Genomic DNA, 18,434 nt, shown 5'->3' with positions numbered 1-18,434 from the left:
CCCGGAGGACCCGGATGCGTCTCGGCCCGCAGGTACCTGCCGGGGCCAACGCGCTGGCGAACCGACCCCGCCGGGCGCGGACTCGGCGGGTTGTGGCGAACCCCGGCGCGTCACCCGGACGCACCGGACACTGCTCACCCCTCGACTAGCAACCAGGCCGCCGTGTCCGGTGCCAGGACGTCGTCGAAGTCCCGTGGCCCGCTCGTCAGTACGGGCCGCCCGAGCAGCCCCGTGTCCCGGAGCGGCAGCGGCTGTGTGCCGATGTTCACCACACAGGTGAGGCGGCCGCGGGTGAAGGCGAGGTAGGGCGCCTCGGAGGGTGAGTGCCAGAGCAGTGAGCCGTCGGCCGGGGCGGGCCAGGCCCTGCGCAGCCGAAGTGCCTCTCGGTACAACTCCAGGGTGGAGCCGGGGTCGCCGTCCTGTGCCGCGACGGTCAGTGCTGCCCAGTCCTCCGGCTGCGGCAGCCAGCACGACCGAGGTGCGGCGGCGCTGAAGCCGTAGGGCGCGGCGCTCCCGGACCAGGGGAGCGGCACGCGCGACCCGTCGCGTCCGCGTTCGCGGTGCCCGCTGCGCGGCCAGAGCGGGTCGCGGATGCGGTCGTCCGGCACCCACGCCTGGGGGAGGCCGAGTTCCTCACCCTGGTACACGTACGCCGCGCCCGGCAGGGCCAGCATCAGCAGTGCGGCGGACCGCGCGCGCAGCGGCGATCCGTAACGGGTGGGGGGCCGTACGGCGTCGTGGCTCGACAGCACCCAGGTGACGGGGGCGCGGCCCGGCCCGGACGCGGCCAGCGAGCCCTCGATCACCCGGCGCAGCGCGGGCGCGTCCCACGGCGCCTCCAGGAACGCGAAGTCGAAGGCCTGCTGCATCTCGTCGGGACGGACGTAGCGGGCCAACCGGTCGGGGGCGAACACCGCCGCCTCGGCGACGAGCAGGCGCTCCTCGGGGCTCGCCGCGCCCGGTACTCCGGGGTGTTCGTCGAGGAGGGTGCGCCACCGCCGGTACAGGGGATGAAGCTCCTCCTGGTCGTAGTACGGCATGAGGTGGTTGCGCGCCGGGTCCTCGTGCTGGCCGGGCCCGGCGTCCGGCAGTCCCTCCGCCTTGTACAGGGCGTGCGCCACGTCGATGCGGAAGCCGTCCACGCCGTGGTCGAGCCAGAACCGCAGGATCCTCTCGAACTCCGTGTGCACCGCCGGGTGACGCCAGTCGAGGTCCGGCTGCTCGGGTGCGTGGAGGTGGAGGTACCACTCGCCGTCGGGCACGCGGGTCCAGGCGGGGCCGCCGAACGCGGACTGCCAGTCGTTGGGCGGCAGTTCGCCGTGCCGTCCGCGACCGGGACGGAAGAGGTACCGCTCGCGGGCCGTGCTGCCCGGACCGGCCGCGAGGGCGGCCCGGAACCAGGGGTGCGCGTCGGAGGTGTGGTTGGGCACTACGTCGACGACGACCTTCAGACCGAGGCCGTGGGCGCGCGCGGTGAGCGCGTCGAAGTCGTCGAGAGTGCCGAGTTCCGGTGCGACGGCCGTGTGGTCGGCGATGTCGTAACCGCCGTCGGCGAGCGGCGAGGGGTAGAAGGGGGTGATCCACACCGCGTCGGCGCCGAGGCGCCGTACGTGGTGCAGGCGCTCCGCGATACCGCGGAGGTCGCCGGTGCCGTCCCCGTCGGAGTCGGCGTAGGACCAGGGGTAGATCTCGTAGCAGACGGCGTCGCGCCACCAGCTCACGGCGTACCCCCCTCCGGCAGCACCACGGGCCGCGCGGTGCCGGTGGCCGCCGCTTGGGTGGCGGCTTCCGCGACCGCGACGGCCGTCAGCCCGGCGTGGGCGTCGGCCGCGGGCGTGCCGCCGTGGGCCGCGCAGTGCAGCAGGTCGGCGAAGGCGGCTCGCACGCTGCCGGCGTAGACGCGTGCCTTGGCCGTCTCTCCGCCGAGGTCGAGCACGGTCTCGACACGGTGTGGGACGGTGCGGACGGCACCCCGGCCCGAGACCGGCGCGGTGCCGCCCGCGCCGCGCTCCACCCGCACGGTGACGCGTTGCGCGCCGTCCTCGGGGAAGCCGGGTACGGCGAAGAGTTCTGTGGTGCGGGACGGCAGCCGCTCCCAGCGGGTGGCGCCGCGGTCGTCGGTCCAGGCGGTGACGGTGGCCCGGGTGGGGATCCAACCGGTGATCAGGGACTCGGCGAAACCGTGGTCGAGGCGCATCAACTGGCGTTCCGCGCGGTGCGCGTGCGTGAACGAGTGGAAGTGCCCGGCCAGGACGCCGCCAGGGTGCACCGCCTCGGCGACCACCATGTCGACGAGCCCGCCGGGGCCGCCGGGCCTGCGGACGGCCGTCGCCTGCACGGACTCGGGAACGCTGCCGAGCAGGGCGCGCGCGGCGTCGAAGAAGTGCACACCGTGTTCGAGGAAGATGCCGCCGCTGCGGGCGGGGTCCCAGAACCAGTGGTCGCCGCCCAGGCCCTCGTCGGCGGCGTCGTTCTCGAAGAGGAAGCGCCTCGGCCGCTCCAGCAGGCCCTCGTCCATCAGCGTCTCGACGGCGCGCAGCAGCGGGTTGTAGCGCAGGACGTGGTCGACGACGAGGACCCTGCCGGACCGGTGCGCCTCGGCGCTGACGCGGGCCGCGTCGGCCGTGGTCAGCGCGAGGGGCTTCTCGCAGAAGACGTGACGTCCCGCGCGCAGGGCCCGGACGCTGAGATCCGCGTGGGTGTGCGGCGGGGTGGCGACGGCGACGACGTCCACGTCGGGGCGGGCGAGGAGCGCGTCGAGTCCGTCGCAGACCGCGGCGCCGTGGCGGGTACCGAGAGGCTGCGCGCGCCGTGGGTCCGGATCGGCGACGGCGGCGACCCGCAGGCCGGGCAGACCGGCCACGGCGTCCAGGACGTACGCCCCGAACGCGCCGCAGCCGATCAGCCCGAGCCCGAGTGGTGCGGAGGTCATACGGTGCGCTCCAGCACGGCGACGCCGATGTGGGCGTCGGCCATGCCGTAGAAGACGTAGCGGGTGCCGTCGACCTCCTCGATCGCGGTGGGGAAGACGACGTTCGGCACCGTGCCGGATCGTTCCTCCTCCGTCTCGGGCGCCATCAGCGGCTGTGCGGAGCGGGCCAGGACGCGTGCGGGGTCGGCGGGGTCCAGGATCATCGCTCCGGCCGCGTACGACACCCGCCGGTTGGGCACGAACGGGTCGTCCTCCGGCACGCCGGACACGCCGTGGTGGATCAGCAGCCAGCCCTCCTCGACGCGGATCGGCGCGGGCCCGGCGCCGATCTTCAACGCCTCCCAGTCGAACTCCGACAGCGCCACGAGCCGGTGGTCGCGCGGCCGGACCAGGGCGCGGACGTCCTTCTCCACGTCGGCCACCGGCACGTACGAGATCCAGATGCCGGGCCGCTCGTCCGCCAGGCCCGCGGGCAGATGGACGCCCTCGCCGGGACGGAACCAGCCGAGGTCCCACATGGGACGGTGCAGCATGGCGTACGCGGGCTGCCCGTCGGGGCCGGGGACGGGCTCGGGGAAGTGGACGACGTCCTTGTTGGGGAAGAGGTTCAGGTCGGTGTCCAGGTCGGGCTGGTAGGCGAACTGGATCGGCCCCAGCCGCGTCCAGTCGGTGAGGTTGTCAGACACCGCGAGGGCCGGCTTCGGGCCGAGGGGCCCGTACGCGACGTACGACATCACGTGCAGGCCGAGGCTGGGTACCCAGGTGATCCGGGGGTCCTCCACACCGGCGTTGTTCTTGCCGCGTTCCCAGCCGGCGTCCGGCTCCAGGACCGTGCCGCGGCGCTCGACGCCGGAGGGCACCCCGTCGGTGAAGGTGACCTCGGCGAGGCCGACGCGGGAGACGTTGCCCTCGGACACCAGGCGGGGCAGAAGGTGCAGGGTGCCGTCGGGGGTACGGCCGGAGGCGGGGTTGAGGACGCCCTCCACCTCGTTCGCCGCACCCGGCAGAGGGGACATGACGACGCCCTTGCGGACGAGCCGGAACGGGATGTGGTGGCGGGGGTCGGTAGTGCTCATGGTGTGGTTCAGCCCTTGATTCCGGAGTCGATGTTCGTGTGCGTGAAGTGGCGCTGGAACAGCAGGAACAGCGCCACGGCGGGGGCGGCCAGCACGCAGGCGCCCGCCATCAGCGCGCCGGTCGGGTTCGACACGGTGCCCTGGAGGTTGCTGAGGAAGCCCGCCAGCGAGACGGCGAGCGGCTGCATGTCGGCGTTCTTCGTGACGAGGAACGGCCAGAGGAACTCGTTCCACGGGCCGATGAAGGTCAGCAGCGTGCCGGTGAGCAGCGCGGGCCGGGCCATCGGGAGCGCGATCCGCCACAGGATGCGCAGCTCGCTCGCGCCGTCGATCCGCGCGGCCTCGAACAGTGAGGCCGGCATCTGCAGGAAGAACTGCCGGAAGAGGAAGACCGCGGTCGAGTTGATCGCGAACGGCAGGATCATGCCGAGGTAGTTGTCGCCGAGTCCGTAGTCCCGTACGACCAGCACGTACAGCGGCAGGGTGAGCAGCTGGAACGGGATCGTCTGGACGAGCAGCAGAGTCGCGAACACGGTGCCCCTGCCGCGGAACTGCAGACGGGCCAGGGCGTATCCGGCGAGTACACCGAAGACCAGCGTGCACAGCAGCACACCGGCGGTCATCACACCGGAGTTGACCAGTGCCCTGCCGAGGGACAGGGCGCCGTCGATCGCCCCGTAGTTGCCCGTGGTCAGTCCGCTGGGCGCGGCGGACGACAGATCGCCCGTCGTCACCTTCCGCAGCGATCCGACGACCATGTAGTAGAAGGGGAAGAGGAAGCCCAGCGCGCCGACGAGCAGGACGACGAACCGGATCGCGCGGCCGGTGCCCCGGCCGGTGTGCGGCACGTCGTGGCCGGACGGGGCGGTCAAGTCGTATCGGCTCATGTCAGTTGCCCCTCTCGGTGAGCTTGCGCGTGATCAGCGACACCGCGAGCACGAGCACGACCAGCACCACGCCCAGGGCCGCCGCGAAGTCGGGGTGGCCTTGCTCGATGCCCTTCTGGTACATCAGCAGCACCGGCGAGATGGACGCGTCGTCCGGCCCGCCGCCGCCGGTCAGCAGGTACGGCTCGCTGAAGAGGTTGGCGCCGGTGACGATCGCGTACACCGTCACCAGGGTCGTCGCGGGGCGCACGCCCGGCACGGTGACGGACCAGAACGTGCGGACCGTGCCCGCGCCGTCGACGGACGCCGCCTCGTAGAGGTCCTTGCCGATGTTCTGCAACGCGGCGAGGTAGAGCATCACGAAGAAGCCGAGCTGTTTCCAGGTGACGAACAGCGCGATCATGGGCATCGCGAGATGCGTGTTGACCAGCCAGGACGGGTCGGGGGCCAGGCCGCCGAGGGCGTTGTTGACCAGGCCGTCGGTGCCGAACAGGAACTGCCAGACGGCGACCAGCGCGACGCTGGCGGTGATGTACGGCAGATAGTAGGCGGCACGGAAGAACGACCGGAACGGCACCTTGGCGTTCAGCGCGGTGGCGAGCACCAGCGACAGCAGCACGGTCAGGGGGACATTGATGACGAGGAAGATCCCGATGTTCAGGAACGCCTTGCCCACCACCGGATCTGTGAGCACGTCGCGGTAGTTGGCCAGCCCCACCCAGGGGCTCGGCGCGTCGGCGCCGGGAGCGGTGAAGTAGAAGCGGTGGAAGGAGATCCAGACGGTGTAGCCCAGGGGTATAGCGAACACCGCGAGGACGTACAGCAGATAGGGGCTGACGAAGGCGGCACCGATGCCGGTGTGGCGGCGCCGGTGGCGCTGCGGGGTGCGCGGGCGGACGGCCGCGGTCCGGGCGGGGGTTCGGGTCAGGGTCATGGCTGCCTCAGTACTCGCCGAGAATCGTGCGGGTTCCGGCGGCGGCCTCGCGCAGCGCCGACGCGGGTGACTGCCGGCCGAAGACGACCGACCGGGTCCAGGCGTCGCGGAAGGTCTGCCACACGTCGATGGAGCCCGCGACGTTGGGCACCTCCACCACACGGCCGGCCTGGTCGGCGAACGGCCGGTAGGCGGGGTTCTTCGCGAACCAGTTCGCGAACTCCCGTTCCACATCGTCTCGGACGGGCATCTGGCCGGTGGTGGCGAGGAACCTGCCGTCCTCCCGTTTTGAGGTGGCGAACTTCATCACGTCCCAGGCTGTGGCCCGGTTCTCGCAGGCGCTGAACATGCCCACGGACTTCTGGTCGCTGAAGGTGTGGATCCGCGAGGCGGGCCGGCCGTCGGACGTCGGCACCGGTACGACCCCCCAGTCGACCCGGTCCTTGTAGGCGGCGACGGCCCAGGGGCCCACGGTCGCCATGGCGGCCTTGCCGTCGGCCAGCGCGTCACCCGGGTACAGCTCCTTGGGCGCGAGCTTCTCGCGGTAGATCGTGCTCCAGAAGTCGGCGACCTGCCGGCCGGCCGGGGAGTCGAACTGCGGCTTGCCGTCCTCCACCAGGGACCGGCCGCCGCTCTGCGCGGCGAAGGCGGGGTAGAAGTCGAACCAGGACTGGAAGAACTCACTGCTCGGCGCCGGCCACAGGGCAGCTTCCGTGGCACCGCTGCGCACCAACTTGCGCGCCGTGTCGAGGAACTGGCCGTAGGTCGCCAGACGCGGGCGCTCCGGGTCGAGGCCGGCCTTCGCGAAGAGCTTCTTGTTGTAGAGGATCATGACCGGATTGCTCTTCCACGGCAGTTGGTAGTACTTGCCGTCCTCGGAGCGGTACTGCCCTGCGAGGCCGCCGCTGCGGGACTCGATGTACTGCTCGCCGTCGGGGAAGTCGCTCAGCGGCACGAGCCCGGCCTGCTTCTGGAACTGCGGCACCGAGGCGGGGGAGGTGTTGAAGACCAGGCAGGCGCTGGTGCCCGCGATGATCGAGGCGCTGATGGCCTCCTCGGACGTCTTGCCCGCCGGGATGTTCTGCGCCGTGACGCGCTGGTCCGGGTGAAGCCGGTTCCAGTCCGCGACCATCTGCCTGCCCCACTCGGCCTCTTGGGCGTTGTTCGACAGCCAGACGGTGATGGGTCCGCGTGACCTGGCCGCGGTTGCCGGGTCCGGGCCGGAGCGTGCGCACGCGGTGGCCACGGTGGCCAGCGCGAGCACGGCGGCCAGGGCGGACGCTGTTCTCCTGAGCATCGTTCTCTCCGAAATGTGCACGCCCGGCCTCGTTGCCGGACGGGATCCCCCGGGTCGGACCTCTCAGTGCCCGCCTGCGGCACCGGACGGAGCCGGGCCGATCGACGGGCGGGGGACGAAGACCGCCGGGGGCAGGGCGACATCGGGCGCCGTCCCGTGGGCGATCACGGTGTGCAGGGCCAGCGCGGCGGCCGACCCCCAGCCTCTGGCATCCGCCCTCGCGGACGCCAGGGGCGGGTGGGTGTACTGCGCGAGCGGGGTGTCGTCGTAGCCGACGACCGACAACTGCCCGGGGACGGCGATCCCCAGTTCATGGGCGACGGCGAGTCCCGCGGTGGCCGCCAGGTCGTTGCCGTACACGATCGCGGTCGGGGGTTCGGCCAGAGCCAGCAGTTCCCGGGTGGCCCCGGCACCGCCCTCGGCGGTGAAGCCGCCGGGGCGCAGCGGGCCCGGTGGCAGTCCGAGGTCGGCCAGGGTCCGCTCCCATGCCTGGCGCCGCCGGATCGCGTGCCGGAACTCCTGCGGCCCCTCGACGTGGGCGATGCGCCGGTGACCTGCCGCGGCCAACGCCCGGACGGCGGCGACGTAGGCGGGTTCGTCGTCGAGTTCGACGGCACAGTGCCCGCCCGCCCACTCGGCACGCCCCACGACGACGGTCGGCAGGCCGAGCGAGGCGGTGAGCGCGGGGCGCGGGTCGTCGACTCTGAGGTCGGTGAGCAGCACGCCGTCGACCCTGCGGTCCGCGGCCAGCCGTTCGTACAGGGCCTGTTCGCGGTCGGCGGTCGTCACGTGCAGGACGAGTCCGTCGCCCTGCTCGGACAGCACCTCCTCGATGCCCGCGATGAAGGCCGGGAAGAACGGATCGGCGCCGATCAGGCCGGGCTCCCGCGCCAGGACGAGGCCGACCGCGCCCGCCTTGCCGAGCGACAGCGCCCGTGCGGGGCGGCTGGGCCGCCAGCCGAGTTCCTCGGCGGCGGCCAGGATGCGGACCCTGGTCTCGTCGGCGAGTCCCGGCCGGTTGTTGAGTGCGAAGGAGACGGAGCTTCTGGACACGCCGGCTCGCTGTGCCACGTCGGCAATGGTCGGACGCCGCATGGTGGTCCCCTCCGTGTCGGATCGTGTCCGGCGCCGTCACTGAACCGGTTCAGTGGTGACGCCGTGCCGCTACTAAAGCGGTTTAAACGCAGATCGGACAAGACGCGGGGAGGTGTGACCTCAGCCACTCGAGGTGGGGGAGGGTTGCGGCAATTTGCTATGGCGAACACGCCGGTCACCATGCCGGCGCGTGATGCCGATGACCGGGGATGAGCCGGCCGTCGTCGGACCCTGGCAACCCAGTGATCAAGACTCGACGCGGCGTCCGGGCCGGACGTTGAAGATCGAGCCAGGCCGTGTGGTGAAAGGTCGTCGGTCTAGTGATGATCTTCGCGTGGAGAGGGGTGCTCTGAGGGGATCTCGCGAGTCGCGATGAGTCCTGCGGCGCCCCGCGGTCGTACTGTCGATCCCGTTACGAGGAGGACTCCTGATGCGCAGCGTGACCTATTCGATGAGCGTCTCACTCGACGGCTACATCGTCGGGCCGGACGGCGGCTTCGACTGGACGGTGCCCGGCGAGGAGGTCTTTCGTTTCTGGATCGACGAGATCCGAGAGGTCGGCGTCCACCTGTTGGGACGACGGCTGTACGAGACGATGCTTTACTGGGAGACCGCCGACCAGGATCCCGCGCTCGACGATTCGGATCGTGAGTGGACCGCGCTCTGGAAGCCGCTCCCCAAGGTGGTGTTCTCCACCACGCTGTCGGCAGTGCAGGGCAATGCCCGCCTGGCCGCCGGCGGCCTGGCGGAGGAGATCGCGCGGTTGCGAGCCGAGCCGGGGGAGGGCGACATCGCGATCGGCGGCGCGTCTCTCGCCGCCGAGGCGGCCGCGTCGGATCTGATCGACGAGTACCGGGTCCTGGCCTACCCGGTGCTGGTTGGCGGTGGCATTCCGTTCTTTCCCCAGCGCGAACGCCGGGTGGATCTCGAACTCGTCGAGACCCGAACCCTCAGCTCAAGAGTCGTCTACCTCCGCTACCGCGTGGCGCGCCAGGCCGCGTCTTGATCGCGCTGCCGCCCCAGCTGGTGGGGCTGGGGCGGCTCGGGCCCACGAGTCACGTGGCGATCTGGTGCGTGTTGCCGCTGACGTCGTCGCCCCCGGAGGGGGTCAGCAGGTCCTGCCGGCGTAGTGCGCGCCCTGGATACTGCCGGACGAGCCCAGCCAGCTGCGGCCGGGTCCCACGCACCTGTCGTAGTTGGGGCCGAACACCTCCACCTCGATGACGACGTTGGACCCGTCGCTCGTGCAGTGGTTGTAGAACGCGTCGGAGCCGGTCTCGTAGAACCCACAGGGGTCGGCTGCCGCCGTGGCGGGCGCGCCCAGGACGAGTGCCATGGCACTGGCGACGGGAGCCACGGCGGCGATGACAGCGGACAGGCTACGGCGGACGTTCATCGACGATCTCCTTGCAGGGATGCTGTGCCCGAGCCGGAAGACTCGGGCACAGGCAGCATCGTTGATCACCAAAGGACTGTTCAGCGGTTTCCTCCAACGAGGTACGTGGTTCACACTCCCGGGTGCTTTCGCCCTCACACGAAGTGCCCCACCGACGAGTGATGGGTGGGGCACGTGAGCGTCCACGGCGGGCTCTACGGCCGCGACGCCCAGAACAAGGTGTATGTCGTCGACCGGGCGGACCAGGCGATGCCCTCCGGGCGCCGGAAGAGGCCCGGCGGAAGGTTCCGCCGGGCCCGTGCTGCCGTCAGCCGATTACTTGAGGAGGTAGGCCCTGATGACGGTCTGCTTGAACGAGTTCCCCGCGGCGTCCTTGACATAGGTGCGCAGCGAGACCGAGCCGTCCGCGGAGCGGTGCGGGTGGTGCACCGTCACCGTGCGATTGTCACCGGAGCCCTTGACCTTGGCGGAGTGCCAGGTCCTGCCCTCGTCGTAAGAGACTTGGGTGGTGAAGGTGCGGACCGACGACCCCGTGGCGCCGGGCTGACGCTGGATCAGGACCGGGATGTCGAACTTGCGCCCGTCCTCGGCCCGGTTCCACTCGTCCAGCTCCGGCGACATACGCACCGCGTAGAGCGGCAGGGCCCGCTGGCCGTCCGTGGTCTGCGACCGGAACTGCCATTCGGCACGGAGCGCGGTGGAGATGGAGGACTGCGGATCCAGGTCGCGCTCCTGCCGGAACGTCAGCTGGTAGTCCGCGGGCGTGCGATCGGCCGGCAGTTGGCCTGAGTTCCCCGTCAGCGTCACCGGCTTGCCGTTGCGTCGGACCTCCCATGTCTGCTGGCTGCTCGCGGACGTATGCGCGTACTGGTGGAGATCCTTGTTGGCCGCGTTCTGCACGGAGAGGCTGAGGTAGTCGCCGTCACGGTAGGCGTGTGACATCGAAGGGGAGAACCCGACGGCCTGCACGCCGTTGTTCCAGTGCTCCTCCACCTTGGTCCCGGCCTTGTAGCCGTGCATGGTGCTCATGAAGAACTGCCCGCGAACGTCCGGCGCTTCCAGGAGGTTCTGGTCGAAGACGGTCATCCAGCGCAGACTCTCGGCCGTCGAGAAGTAGTCGACCCGTCGGTGCGGGACCGGCAGCCCGGTCAGGCCGTGGTAGAAGCGAAGGTTGCCGAGGTGCATCCAGACGGCTCGATAGGCGGTCGTGCCCGCTGCGGTCGCGGCGAAGGTGGTGTTCACCTCCGCCAGGTCGGACTTGCGGGGGCGGTAGGAGGGATCGGCCGGAATGCCGCCGCTCACCGGCCGGGTGAGGTAGTAGTACGTCGGCGCGTTCGGGCCGACGCCACCGGGCTCGTGCCAGATGGTGTTGACCAGGTATGTGTACTTCGCGTCCTTGACCTGCGCCGTGGGGGTCGCGTAGAGCCCCTCGACGTGGTCGCTGCCGATCGAGCCGTTCGCGAAGACGGAGAACAAAAGCCCGCTGTGACCGATGGTGCCGAATTCGGCGAGCGCGATGCGGGCGGATCGACTGGGAGCGGACACCTCGACGGGATGGGCCCGCCTGGCGTCGAGAATGATGTCGCGGTCGGTGTTCATCACGAACTCCGGCGCGCCCACCATGGTGCCTTCGGTGAACGCCTCATCGAAGAAGAGGCCGCTCAGCGAGAAGGTCTGACCGATCGGCAGCCTCAGTTCGGTGCTGCCCGTGCCCAGGAGCTCCCGCCATTGGGCCTCGCGGCCGTCCGTGTGGAGGTGCAGGTAGGCATAGTCGGGAGCCTTGCCCGAACGGTCCTTCATGGTGATGCGGAGGCTGCGGGACGGCTGCTCGACGTCCATGCCGAGCGGGACGCGTACCGAGACCTTCTCGTCCGGGGTGGAGGCGATGACCACGCCGCTGTACGCCGTGTGTTCCGTCGCGGTCTCGGGCGTCGCGGTGACGGTGACGTCCGCGGTGCCGTGCGCGGGCACGGTGACCTTGTCGGCGCCGAGGCGGAACATGCCGTCCGGTGCGGGCGCGTCCTTCTCGTAGGTCACCTGGAGCGAAAGGTCGAGCGTGACCGGCTCGCTCCCCGGGTTGCGGTAAGTGATCGTCTTCTTCACGGGCGGACGCCCGTTGTCGGACCAGCGGATCTGTCCGTAGTCGAGACCGGTGGGCTCGGCGGTGACCTGCTGGCTGACTGCTCGGGCGATGTCGACCCGTCCCGCGCCCTGGAAGTAGGCGCCTCGTTCGAGACCGCCCGACGTGCTCTGCATCAGCTGACGCTTGACCTGGTCCGCCGTCCAGTCGGGGTGCTGTTGGAACAGGATGGCGGCGGCTCCGGCGACGTGAGGCGTCGCCATGGAGGTGCCGCTCATCTCCCAGTACCCGTCCTCGGCGGTCGTACCGCCCGCTCTGGCGGCTACGACGCCCACACCGGGCGCGGAGATGTCCGGTTTGAGGCCGAAGTCGCCCACGCGGGGGCCGGGCGAGGTGAAGACAGCGAGATCATCGTCCTCCACCTGGATGGCGCCGACGGCGAGCGCGCTGTCGGCGGACGCGGGGGAGGAGACCGGCTGTGTGGCTTCGTTGCCGGCCGCGACCACGACCAGGACGCCGTAGTCACGGGTCACGGTCTCGACCAGTGCCTCCAGGGCGTCGGTGCCCGGGGTGTCGACGTCGCCCAGACTGAGGTTGATCACCTTGGCGCCGTTCTGCGCCGCCCAGGCCATGCCCTCCATGATGTCGGAGTTGTCGCAGGAGCCGTGTGCGTCGCACACCTTGCCGGACAGTATCCGCACGCCGGGCGCCACCCCCTTGAGCCGGCCGTCGGAGGCCGCGCCGGAACCGGCGACGGTCGAGGTCACGTGCGTTCCGTGGCCGTGCAGGTCGTCGGTGTTCGCCTCGGTGGTGAAGTTCTTGGCGTCTGCGATGAGCCCCTTGAGGTCGGGGTGGTTCGGGTCGTAGCCGGTGTCGAGCACCGCGACCTTCACTCCCTCGCCCTTGTAGCCCTGAGCCCAGGCCTGGGGGGCACCGATGTGCGGCACCGTCCGGTCGAGGGAGACCTTGGCGCGGCCGTCGAGCCAGACCCGGCGGATGCCGGCGCCGAAGGACGAGGCGCCCACCTTGGCGGGGCCGATGCTGTCCCAGAACTCGGCGGCGTTCTCGCGTCCTTCACCCAGGGTCGCGAAGGACGTACCGGGGATGGCGTCGACCTTGCCTGCCCCGGCCGAAGTGAGCCGACGCTCGACCGTGTCCGCGTCACCCGCGTACTCGACGATCAGCGGCAGGCTCGCCCGATCCGCGTACTTCTCCTTGACCAGAGCCGATACGTCGAACAGAGCCCTGTCGAGGCGGCCGGTCGCGAGGAGGGGCAGGGCGTCGGCAGGTATGACTGTCCAGTGGTCGCCGTCCTGCTGCTTGACGAACTTGATGTGCTCGCGGCCCTCGGCGGGCTTCACCGAGACGGCCGCTCGGCCCGCCGGGTCCTTCTCCACTGTGACGCGGTCACCCGTGATCAGGGTGACGTGGTGCCGGGTGACGCCGGGCGTATCGGTGGTCTGGTTGCTCTGCTGCGCCGAGCCGCCGGCCTGATCAGCGCTCTGAGCGGATCCCGGTGTGGTGGTCAGGCCCGCCAGCAACGCCGCGAGCGTAGCAGCCGCTGCATACCGCGACCGCGGTCTGCGGACGGTCGCCCGCTGTGTGTTGTTCGTAGGGGTCATGAAGGGACAGCGTGACGCCACGATGAACAAGGCACAACGTTTGTTCGTGTCCTGCAAGTGCCATGTCACTATTTCGACTCGGCGGGGGAGTGCGAACTATCCCAAAATGCAGCAGAGTTGTGGGCCGGGTCGCCCGGTCCGGAAATGCTGTCGCGTGTGACACACTGAGTGGCATGCCATGGGGAGCAGCCCACGTTCGAAGTTGGGGTATGGCCGTGGCTTGCTTGGAGGCACCACAGTCCCAGGATCTGAACCACCGTTGGTCCGTCAGAGCCGCCCTGCTGAAGGGGGTTCGCGTCTGGTTGGTCGTCTTCGTGGTCTTCTTGACGCTGAGCGGCGTCACGGCCTTGCCCTTGGTGCACGAACCGCCCGAAAGTCCGAGCGGATATGCCGGTGGAACCTGATACGCAGGAGCAGGCTGCTCAGGTCGAGCAGCAGGCGGCATCGGCGCGTCAGTACCCGCCCGGTTGTCGGGTCGCGGGCACGCCACACGCCGTGTGCTGCCGGGCAGTCGAGGGTTGTCAGCGATGGCGCGGGCGACACCGTGTGCCAGCCATCATGCCGGCGCCAGCTACAGTATCGCTCCGGCAGGCCAGACATCGCGCGCATTCGGCCACATTCGGCCACCCGTTGCGCGCCGCTGTACACCGTCCATCGACAATGTCCCGCAGTGCCTCGTACTCGGCCGCTACCAGGGTGTGATTCCCGGGGAGGGAAAGTCTGATCCGCTCTGCGCGCGGACCACCGAGGTGGTGCAGAAGCTGCAGTCACCCGCGTAGTCAGTACGGGGCGCGTCCGCACCAGGTCCGTCCCACCGCGTCGGCGTGTCGGATGCGGAGTCGACCGGGCGGAGGAGCTCATCACTGCCCGGACGGCACAGGCGTCGACCGGGGCGTACCGCCGTCCGCGGCGGGCGCGGGGTTGCGCAGCCAGACGTAGTCGACCGGCTGGGCAGCATTCCAGCTCTCGGCACGACCGGGCTCGACGGTGACGAAACCGGCCCCCGAGTAGCAGCGGAGCGCCCTGTCGTTGTCCGGGTGCACCCGCATGAAGACATCGCCGAAGCCCGCCGTTACGGCGCGTTCGAGCAGCCCTCGGACGAGCTTGCGGCCGAGCCCCCGCCCGCGCATCGCGGGGTCCACGATGATCCGTGCCAGTTCGGCCTCGTTCTCCTCGGCGTCGAACCACAACTCGCCGTAACCGAGCATGTCTTCTCCGTCGAGGAGGACGTACGCCTGCACGTCGTCGTCCTGCTGCCATTCGGAGATCGTCCGCTCGGACACGGGAAACTCCTGCCGCCCACACCACATGACGACTTCCGCCGAGCACGCCGGCCACTTCGCCACCGTGGACGCGTGAGCAGAAGCAAAGGGGAGAAGCACCATGACGTACAGCCATCCTGGGCGGAGATCTGATCCGGTCCGGGTACCGACCAGCGGAGATCGTCTCACCACGGGCGGCCTGTCGCACAGGTGAGTGGGCGGCCCGGTCGATCTGGGGCAGGGCAGGACGCTGCCCAGTGACTTCGCCAGTGCAGCATCAGCCAACATTCGCCCTGATGTTCCCCGTCCCATGGGATCCCCTTCAGGAAAGAGGCTGGATCGTTGGGCGCATCCCGCCTTACGGTGGCGCCATGAGCGATCACTCGGAGGCGCCTGCCGCACCCGTCGAGGCCTACGAACCCCCCTACTACGTGGCTGTCTTCACCACGGTGCGAACCCAGAACCAGAGCGGCTACAGCGAGACCAACGCACGCATGGAGGACCTGGTGAAGGACGTCCCTGGGTTCCTGGGGATGGACCACGCGCAGACTCCTGGCGGGCTGGGCATCACCGTCGGGTACTTCCGCGACGCCGACGCCCTCGCGGAGTGGCGGACCAACGCCGAGCACCGCGCGGCGCAAAAGCGCGGGCAAGCCGAGTGGTACCAGAGCTACACGCTGCACGTGGCGAAAGTGGAGCGGAGCCACGGGTTCACGCGAGCGTAGACCTGGCGGAGCCCGACACGACGCCGACCGTGCCGGCTGGGTCGACTGGAGCGACGCCCCGGCACCACCACCCTGACGAGGGAAAGCCTAGGCGCTGGAGACGATCAGTAAGGGTCCGACCGCGATCACGGATCGGCGACACCGCCACGGACCAGGCCGGGAGCCGGGTCGACATTGCCGCTGGTGACTGTCCACAGGCCGCCTGGGCTCCACCTCCAACGCGGTGACGACCCGGTCCTGTCGGGGTACCCATCACGGAAACGTGCGGCTTCGTGCGGGCATGTTCCGCCCTCGGGAGTCGAAACCGACCTGTCGACTCCCTGTCGTAGCCGGCGGGGTTACTCGTTTTCACGTTGCGGCCAATGGCGCGTCAGGGGATCCGGCCATGATCGGGACCGTTGATGAACCCGTGCCAGGAGGCCCTCATGTACCGCCGGACCCTGTCCGTTCTCGCCGCTGTCGTCGCGCTCGCCGCCGGATCCGTCACTCAGGCTTCGGCAGACGACCAGATCTCCGCCGACCGGCGTCCCGGCCCTCGTGTGCTGGACGTCATGAACTTCAACATCCATCACGCTCAGGGCACCGACGACGTCCTCGACCTTCGGCGCATCGCGGACGTCATCCGCGACAGTGGCGCCGACGTGGTGGGCCTTCAGGAGGTCGACAACCATTACTCCGAGCGCAGCGACTGGGCGGATCAGCCTGCCGAGCTGGCGTCTCTGCTCGGTTACCACGTGGTCTTCGGCGCCAATATCGACAACGCCCCGCCGGCGGTCGGCGGTCACCGCGTTCAGTACGGCACCGCGATTCTGTCGCGGTACCCGATCACCGCCTCCGACAACACCTGGCTGTACAAGTCGCCGGGTCAGGAACAGCGCGGTCTGCTGCACGCCACCCTCGACGTCCACGGCAAGAACGTGGAGTTCTACAACACGCACCTGGCCGCCAGCTCGCAGACCGACCGCCTTCAGCAGACGGCGCAGGTCGTAGACCTGATCGGAGAGAAGAAGCCCGGCGTCCTCGTCGGTGACTTCAACGCACTGCCCACCGCCCCGGAGTCGCAGCCGTTGCAGGAGGCGTACACCGACGCGTGGGCCAAGTCCCCGCACGGGCACGGCGATGGGGCGACCTACCCGGCCGAGGCCCCCACGGAGCGGATCGACCTCATCTACACGACCCGTGAGGTGAGGCCGCTCGTCACCCGCGTGATCCAGAACGATCCGACTGCCTCCGACCACCTTCCTCTGCTCAGCAAGGTCCTCGTCACGTCCTGAGCTACCACGCCCACCTGCGGGCCGCCCAGCAGGGGCGGTGCAGTTGCACGCGCCTGTGAGGGAGTGATGCGGCGCGGTGCTGAGAGCCTCGGTGGCGGTGTTGTCGGTCGGGGCGATCGGGCTCTTCCTGTCGTGGCGTGGCCGCCGTTGCAGTGCTCGATGCCGGGGTCGGCGGTGTGCGGTGGGCAGCTCTCCTGTTTGAGATTCCCGGGTCGTTGGACCGGGGGGGTGAAGTCGCCGTTCACCATGATGAGTCGGTGGGCTACTGACTCGGCTCGGACGCGATTGTGGAGTCCGAGTTCCCGGGTGGCGACGACGTGGGCGTTTGCCGTTGTCACTCCCGTGTGGAGTGCCTGTCGATCTCTCGCGGCCCGGTGAGTGAAGGGCTGCCGCCGCTGTGCGTGGGCGCCGGTGGATCATCGCCGGCGCACTCGGCGGATACGAGGTGACCTTTGCTGTGCGCCGTCCTTGACTGCACAACGCACAGGTCGTCGGGTCGTCGATGCACACACCCACGCCCTTCGACCACCGCATGGACCTGGCTCGCCGGGCCGAGGTCCAGCCCGTCGTCGCCGCGACCTTCCCACTGCCCGGCCACTGAGGCGCAGGAAGAACCCTGCCGCAGGGGGCATGTGGGAAAGATCGTGACGCACCCCTGAGTTCCATCCGACGGATGAGGGGCGAAGCCGTAAACGGCGCAACTACGCGGACCAATTGTCGGATGATCGGACCCTTACTGCTCGGCTCGTGTTCCCCGACGCCGCCCTCTGGGTGAGCCCGACCGCGAACGCTTCGAGTGAATGCTGGGCTTCGGGCCGAAGTTGAGCGCGATATGCCCCCAGCGCGGTTCCTGCTCATACAGTGCCGCGAGGGTGGGTGTCGGGTGGGACACCTGCCAGAAGCCGGCAGCCAGGGTGATCGCGACGGCCACCAGATGCTCGATCCGCCCGAGAGTTGGTGTGGGGTTCAGTGGACGGAAAACCCGCCGTCTACGAAGATCGCCTGCCCGGTGACGTAGCCGGAGGCGTGGCTGGCCAGGAACACCGCCGCTCCGGCGAAGTCCTCGGCAAGGCCGTTGCGCCCCACCAACGTGCGCGCGGCCAGCGCCGCCACCTTCTCCCGGTCGGACGACAACCGTGCGTTGAGCGGGGTCATGACGAAGCCGGGCACCAGCGTGTTGCAGGTGACGCCGTGTGGCGACCACGCCTCGGCCTGTGATCGGGTCAACGACTCCAGCGCCCCCTTGGAGACCCCGTAGACGCCACTCTGGACGAACGCCCGATGTGCCTGCTGGGAGCTTACATGGATGATCCGGCCGAACCCCCGCTCGGCCATCCCGGGCCCGAATCGCTGGCCCAACAAGTAGGGCGCCTCCAGGTTCACCGCCATCGTGGCATCCCATACGTCCTCGCCCAGCTCACCCATCGGCGGCCGCAGGTTGATCCCGGCGCTGTTGACGAGAATGTCGGGCTCGCCGAACACCTCGGCTGCCTGCTCTGCCGCTGCGCGCACCCCGTCGCGGGTGCTCAGGTCGGCGCTCACCCAGCTCGCCCGGCAGCCGTCCGCCGCCAGCTCGTCGACGGTGGCTGCCAGTTCCGTCTCCTTGCGGGCCACGATCACCACGCTGGCCCCCGCTCGCGCGAGAGCCCCGGCGATGGCTCGGCCGATGCCAGAGCTGCCGCCTGTCACCACGGCGACCCGGCCATCCAGCGAGAACAGTTCGGAAAGGTAGCTATGTGCGGTCATACCCGCACCTTAGCTTGGCGTTTAACCCCGACCGTTCACCTGACCCGCTGATCTTGGTTCATTCCCGGGACAGCAGGACGGCCGTTCTTCACGCTTCGAGGTGTCGAG

General features: G+C 69.8%; 14 protein-coding genes and 1 pseudogene. 4 read left to right on the top strand and 11 right to left on the bottom strand.

Annotated elements, in window-relative coordinates; all coding sequences use genetic code 11:
- Positions 1-134: 134 nt before the first annotated feature.
- The 7 genes from AB0O67_RS12660 to AB0O67_RS12630 form a co-directional block, all read right to left on the bottom strand.
- Positions 135-1,721, bottom strand: a complete 1,587-nt coding sequence (locus tag AB0O67_RS12660; RefSeq protein ID WP_365449088.1) for an alpha-amylase family glycosyl hydrolase — start codon at positions 1,719-1,721, stop codon at positions 135-137.
- Complete coding sequence (locus AB0O67_RS12655) at positions 1,718-2,932, bottom strand: Gfo/Idh/MocA family oxidoreductase (RefSeq protein ID WP_365449086.1); 1,215 nt, start codon at positions 2,930-2,932, stop codon at positions 1,718-1,720. Before AB0O67_RS12655 ends, AB0O67_RS12660 begins: the two co-directional genes overlap by 4 nt.
- Complete coding sequence (locus AB0O67_RS12650; protein ID WP_365449084.1) at positions 2,929-4,008, bottom strand: glycosidase; 1,080 nt, start codon at positions 4,006-4,008, stop codon at positions 2,929-2,931. Before AB0O67_RS12650 ends, AB0O67_RS12655 begins: the two co-directional genes overlap by 4 nt.
- An 8-nt stretch (positions 4,009-4,016) precedes the next feature.
- A complete protein-coding gene (locus AB0O67_RS12645) occupies positions 4,017-4,895 on the bottom strand; it encodes a carbohydrate ABC transporter permease (protein WP_365449083.1) in 879 nt (292 codons plus the stop codon).
- A gap of 1 nt (position 4,896) precedes the next feature.
- Complete coding sequence (locus AB0O67_RS12640; protein WP_365449081.1) at positions 4,897-5,829, bottom strand: sugar ABC transporter permease; 933 nt, start codon at positions 5,827-5,829, stop codon at positions 4,897-4,899.
- A gap of 7 nt (positions 5,830-5,836) precedes the next feature.
- Entirely contained in the window at positions 5,837-7,126 is a 1,290-nt protein-coding gene (locus AB0O67_RS12635; RefSeq protein ID WP_365449079.1) for an extracellular solute-binding protein, read from the bottom strand.
- A gap of 63 nt (positions 7,127-7,189) precedes the next feature.
- Positions 7,190-8,197 (bottom strand): LacI family DNA-binding transcriptional regulator, encoded by a 1,008-nt coding sequence (locus tag AB0O67_RS12630; RefSeq protein ID WP_365449077.1) that lies wholly within the window; start codon positions 8,195-8,197, stop codon positions 7,190-7,192.
- A 454-nt stretch (positions 8,198-8,651) separates the two neighbouring features.
- Here AB0O67_RS12630 and AB0O67_RS12625 point away from each other — a divergent pair, with 454 nt between their 5' ends.
- Positions 8,652-9,227, top strand: a complete 576-nt coding sequence (locus tag AB0O67_RS12625; protein ID WP_365449075.1) for a dihydrofolate reductase family protein — start codon at positions 8,652-8,654, stop codon at positions 9,225-9,227.
- Between the two features lie 102 nt (positions 9,228-9,329).
- On the opposite strand, the gene AB0O67_RS12620 is transcribed toward AB0O67_RS12625, so the two are convergent.
- The 3 genes from AB0O67_RS12620 to AB0O67_RS12610 all read right to left on the bottom strand — a co-directional run bounded on the left by AB0O67_RS12620 (position 9,330) and on the right by AB0O67_RS12610 (position 14,704).
- On the bottom strand, positions 9,330-9,617 hold the full coding sequence (locus AB0O67_RS12620; RefSeq protein ID WP_365449073.1) for a DUF6355 family natural product biosynthesis protein: 288 nt from the start codon (positions 9,615-9,617) through the stop codon (positions 9,330-9,332).
- 315 nt (positions 9,618-9,932) lie between these two features.
- Complete coding sequence (locus AB0O67_RS12615) at positions 9,933-13,319, bottom strand: S8 family serine peptidase (protein ID WP_365449071.1); 3,387 nt, start codon at positions 13,317-13,319, stop codon at positions 9,933-9,935.
- Between the two features lie 860 nt (positions 13,320-14,179).
- Positions 14,180-14,704, bottom strand: coding sequence for a GNAT family N-acetyltransferase (locus AB0O67_RS12610; protein WP_365449069.1), 525 nt, complete (start codon positions 14,702-14,704; stop codon positions 14,180-14,182).
- Between the two features lie 248 nt (positions 14,705-14,952).
- Between AB0O67_RS12610 and AB0O67_RS12605 the strand changes: the two genes are divergently transcribed.
- From AB0O67_RS12605 to AB0O67_RS12595, 3 genes and pseudogenes are all read left to right on the top strand, one after another.
- Positions 14,953-15,306: an antibiotic biosynthesis monooxygenase gene (locus AB0O67_RS12605; RefSeq protein WP_365449067.1), complete on the top strand. Its 354-nt coding sequence runs from the start codon at positions 14,953-14,955 to the stop codon at positions 15,304-15,306.
- 425 nt (positions 15,307-15,731) lie between these two features.
- Positions 15,732-16,580, top strand: a complete 849-nt coding sequence (locus AB0O67_RS12600; protein WP_365449065.1) for an endonuclease/exonuclease/phosphatase family protein — start codon at positions 15,732-15,734, stop codon at positions 16,578-16,580.
- Positions 16,581-16,954: 374 nt separating this feature from the next.
- Positions 16,955-17,239 (top strand): annotated as a pseudogene (locus AB0O67_RS12595) (Zn-dependent oxidoreductase); the annotation flags it as partial.
- 307 nt (positions 17,240-17,546) lie between these two features.
- On the opposite strand, the gene AB0O67_RS12590 reads toward AB0O67_RS12595, so the two are convergent.
- Positions 17,547-18,326 (bottom strand): SDR family oxidoreductase, encoded by a 780-nt coding sequence (locus AB0O67_RS12590; protein ID WP_365449063.1) that lies wholly within the window; start codon positions 18,324-18,326, stop codon positions 17,547-17,549.
- Between the last annotated feature and the right edge of the window lie 108 nt (positions 18,327-18,434).

It is taken from the genome of Streptomyces sp. NPDC086077 (assembly GCF_040686175.1).
In the GTDB taxonomy this organism is placed as follows: domain Bacteria; phylum Actinomycetota; class Actinomycetes; order Streptomycetales; family Streptomycetaceae; genus Streptomyces.
This window is presented reverse-complemented; position numbering and strand designations above follow the sequence as displayed.

Excerpts from the sequence above, each read along its gene's own strand:
- AB0O67_RS12625 (WP_365449075.1), top strand. The coding sequence starts at position 8,652 with ATGCGCAGCGTGACCTATTCGATGAGCGTCTCACTCGACGGCTACATC.
- AB0O67_RS12610 (WP_365449069.1), bottom strand. The coding sequence starts at position 14,704 with ATGGTGCTTCTCCCCTTTGCTTCTGCTCACGCGTCCACGGTGGCGAAG.
- AB0O67_RS12590 (WP_365449063.1), bottom strand. The coding sequence starts at position 18,326 with ATGACCGCACATAGCTACCTTTCCGAACTGTTCTCGCTGGATGGCCGG.
- AB0O67_RS12640 (WP_365449081.1), bottom strand. The coding sequence starts at position 5,829 with ATGACCCTGACCCGAACCCCCGCCCGGACCGCGGCCGTCCGCCCGCGC.
- AB0O67_RS12600 (WP_365449065.1), top strand. The coding sequence starts at position 15,732 with ATGTACCGCCGGACCCTGTCCGTTCTCGCCGCTGTCGTCGCGCTCGCC.
- AB0O67_RS12605 (WP_365449067.1), top strand. The coding sequence starts at position 14,953 with ATGAGCGATCACTCGGAGGCGCCTGCCGCACCCGTCGAGGCCTACGAA.
- AB0O67_RS12635 (WP_365449079.1), bottom strand. The coding sequence starts at position 7,126 with ATGCTCAGGAGAACAGCGTCCGCCCTGGCCGCCGTGCTCGCGCTGGCC.
- AB0O67_RS12615 (WP_365449071.1), bottom strand. The coding sequence starts at position 13,319 with ATGACCCCTACGAACAACACACAGCGGGCGACCGTCCGCAGACCGCGG.
- AB0O67_RS12650 (WP_365449084.1), bottom strand. The coding sequence starts at position 4,008 with ATGAGCACTACCGACCCCCGCCACCACATCCCGTTCCGGCTCGTCCGC.
- AB0O67_RS12645 (WP_365449083.1), bottom strand. The coding sequence starts at position 4,895 with ATGAGCCGATACGACTTGACCGCCCCGTCCGGCCACGACGTGCCGCAC.
- AB0O67_RS12655 (WP_365449086.1), bottom strand. The coding sequence starts at position 2,932 with ATGACCTCCGCACCACTCGGGCTCGGGCTGATCGGCTGCGGCGCGTTC.
- AB0O67_RS12620 (WP_365449073.1), bottom strand. The coding sequence starts at position 9,617 with ATGAACGTCCGCCGTAGCCTGTCCGCTGTCATCGCCGCCGTGGCTCCC.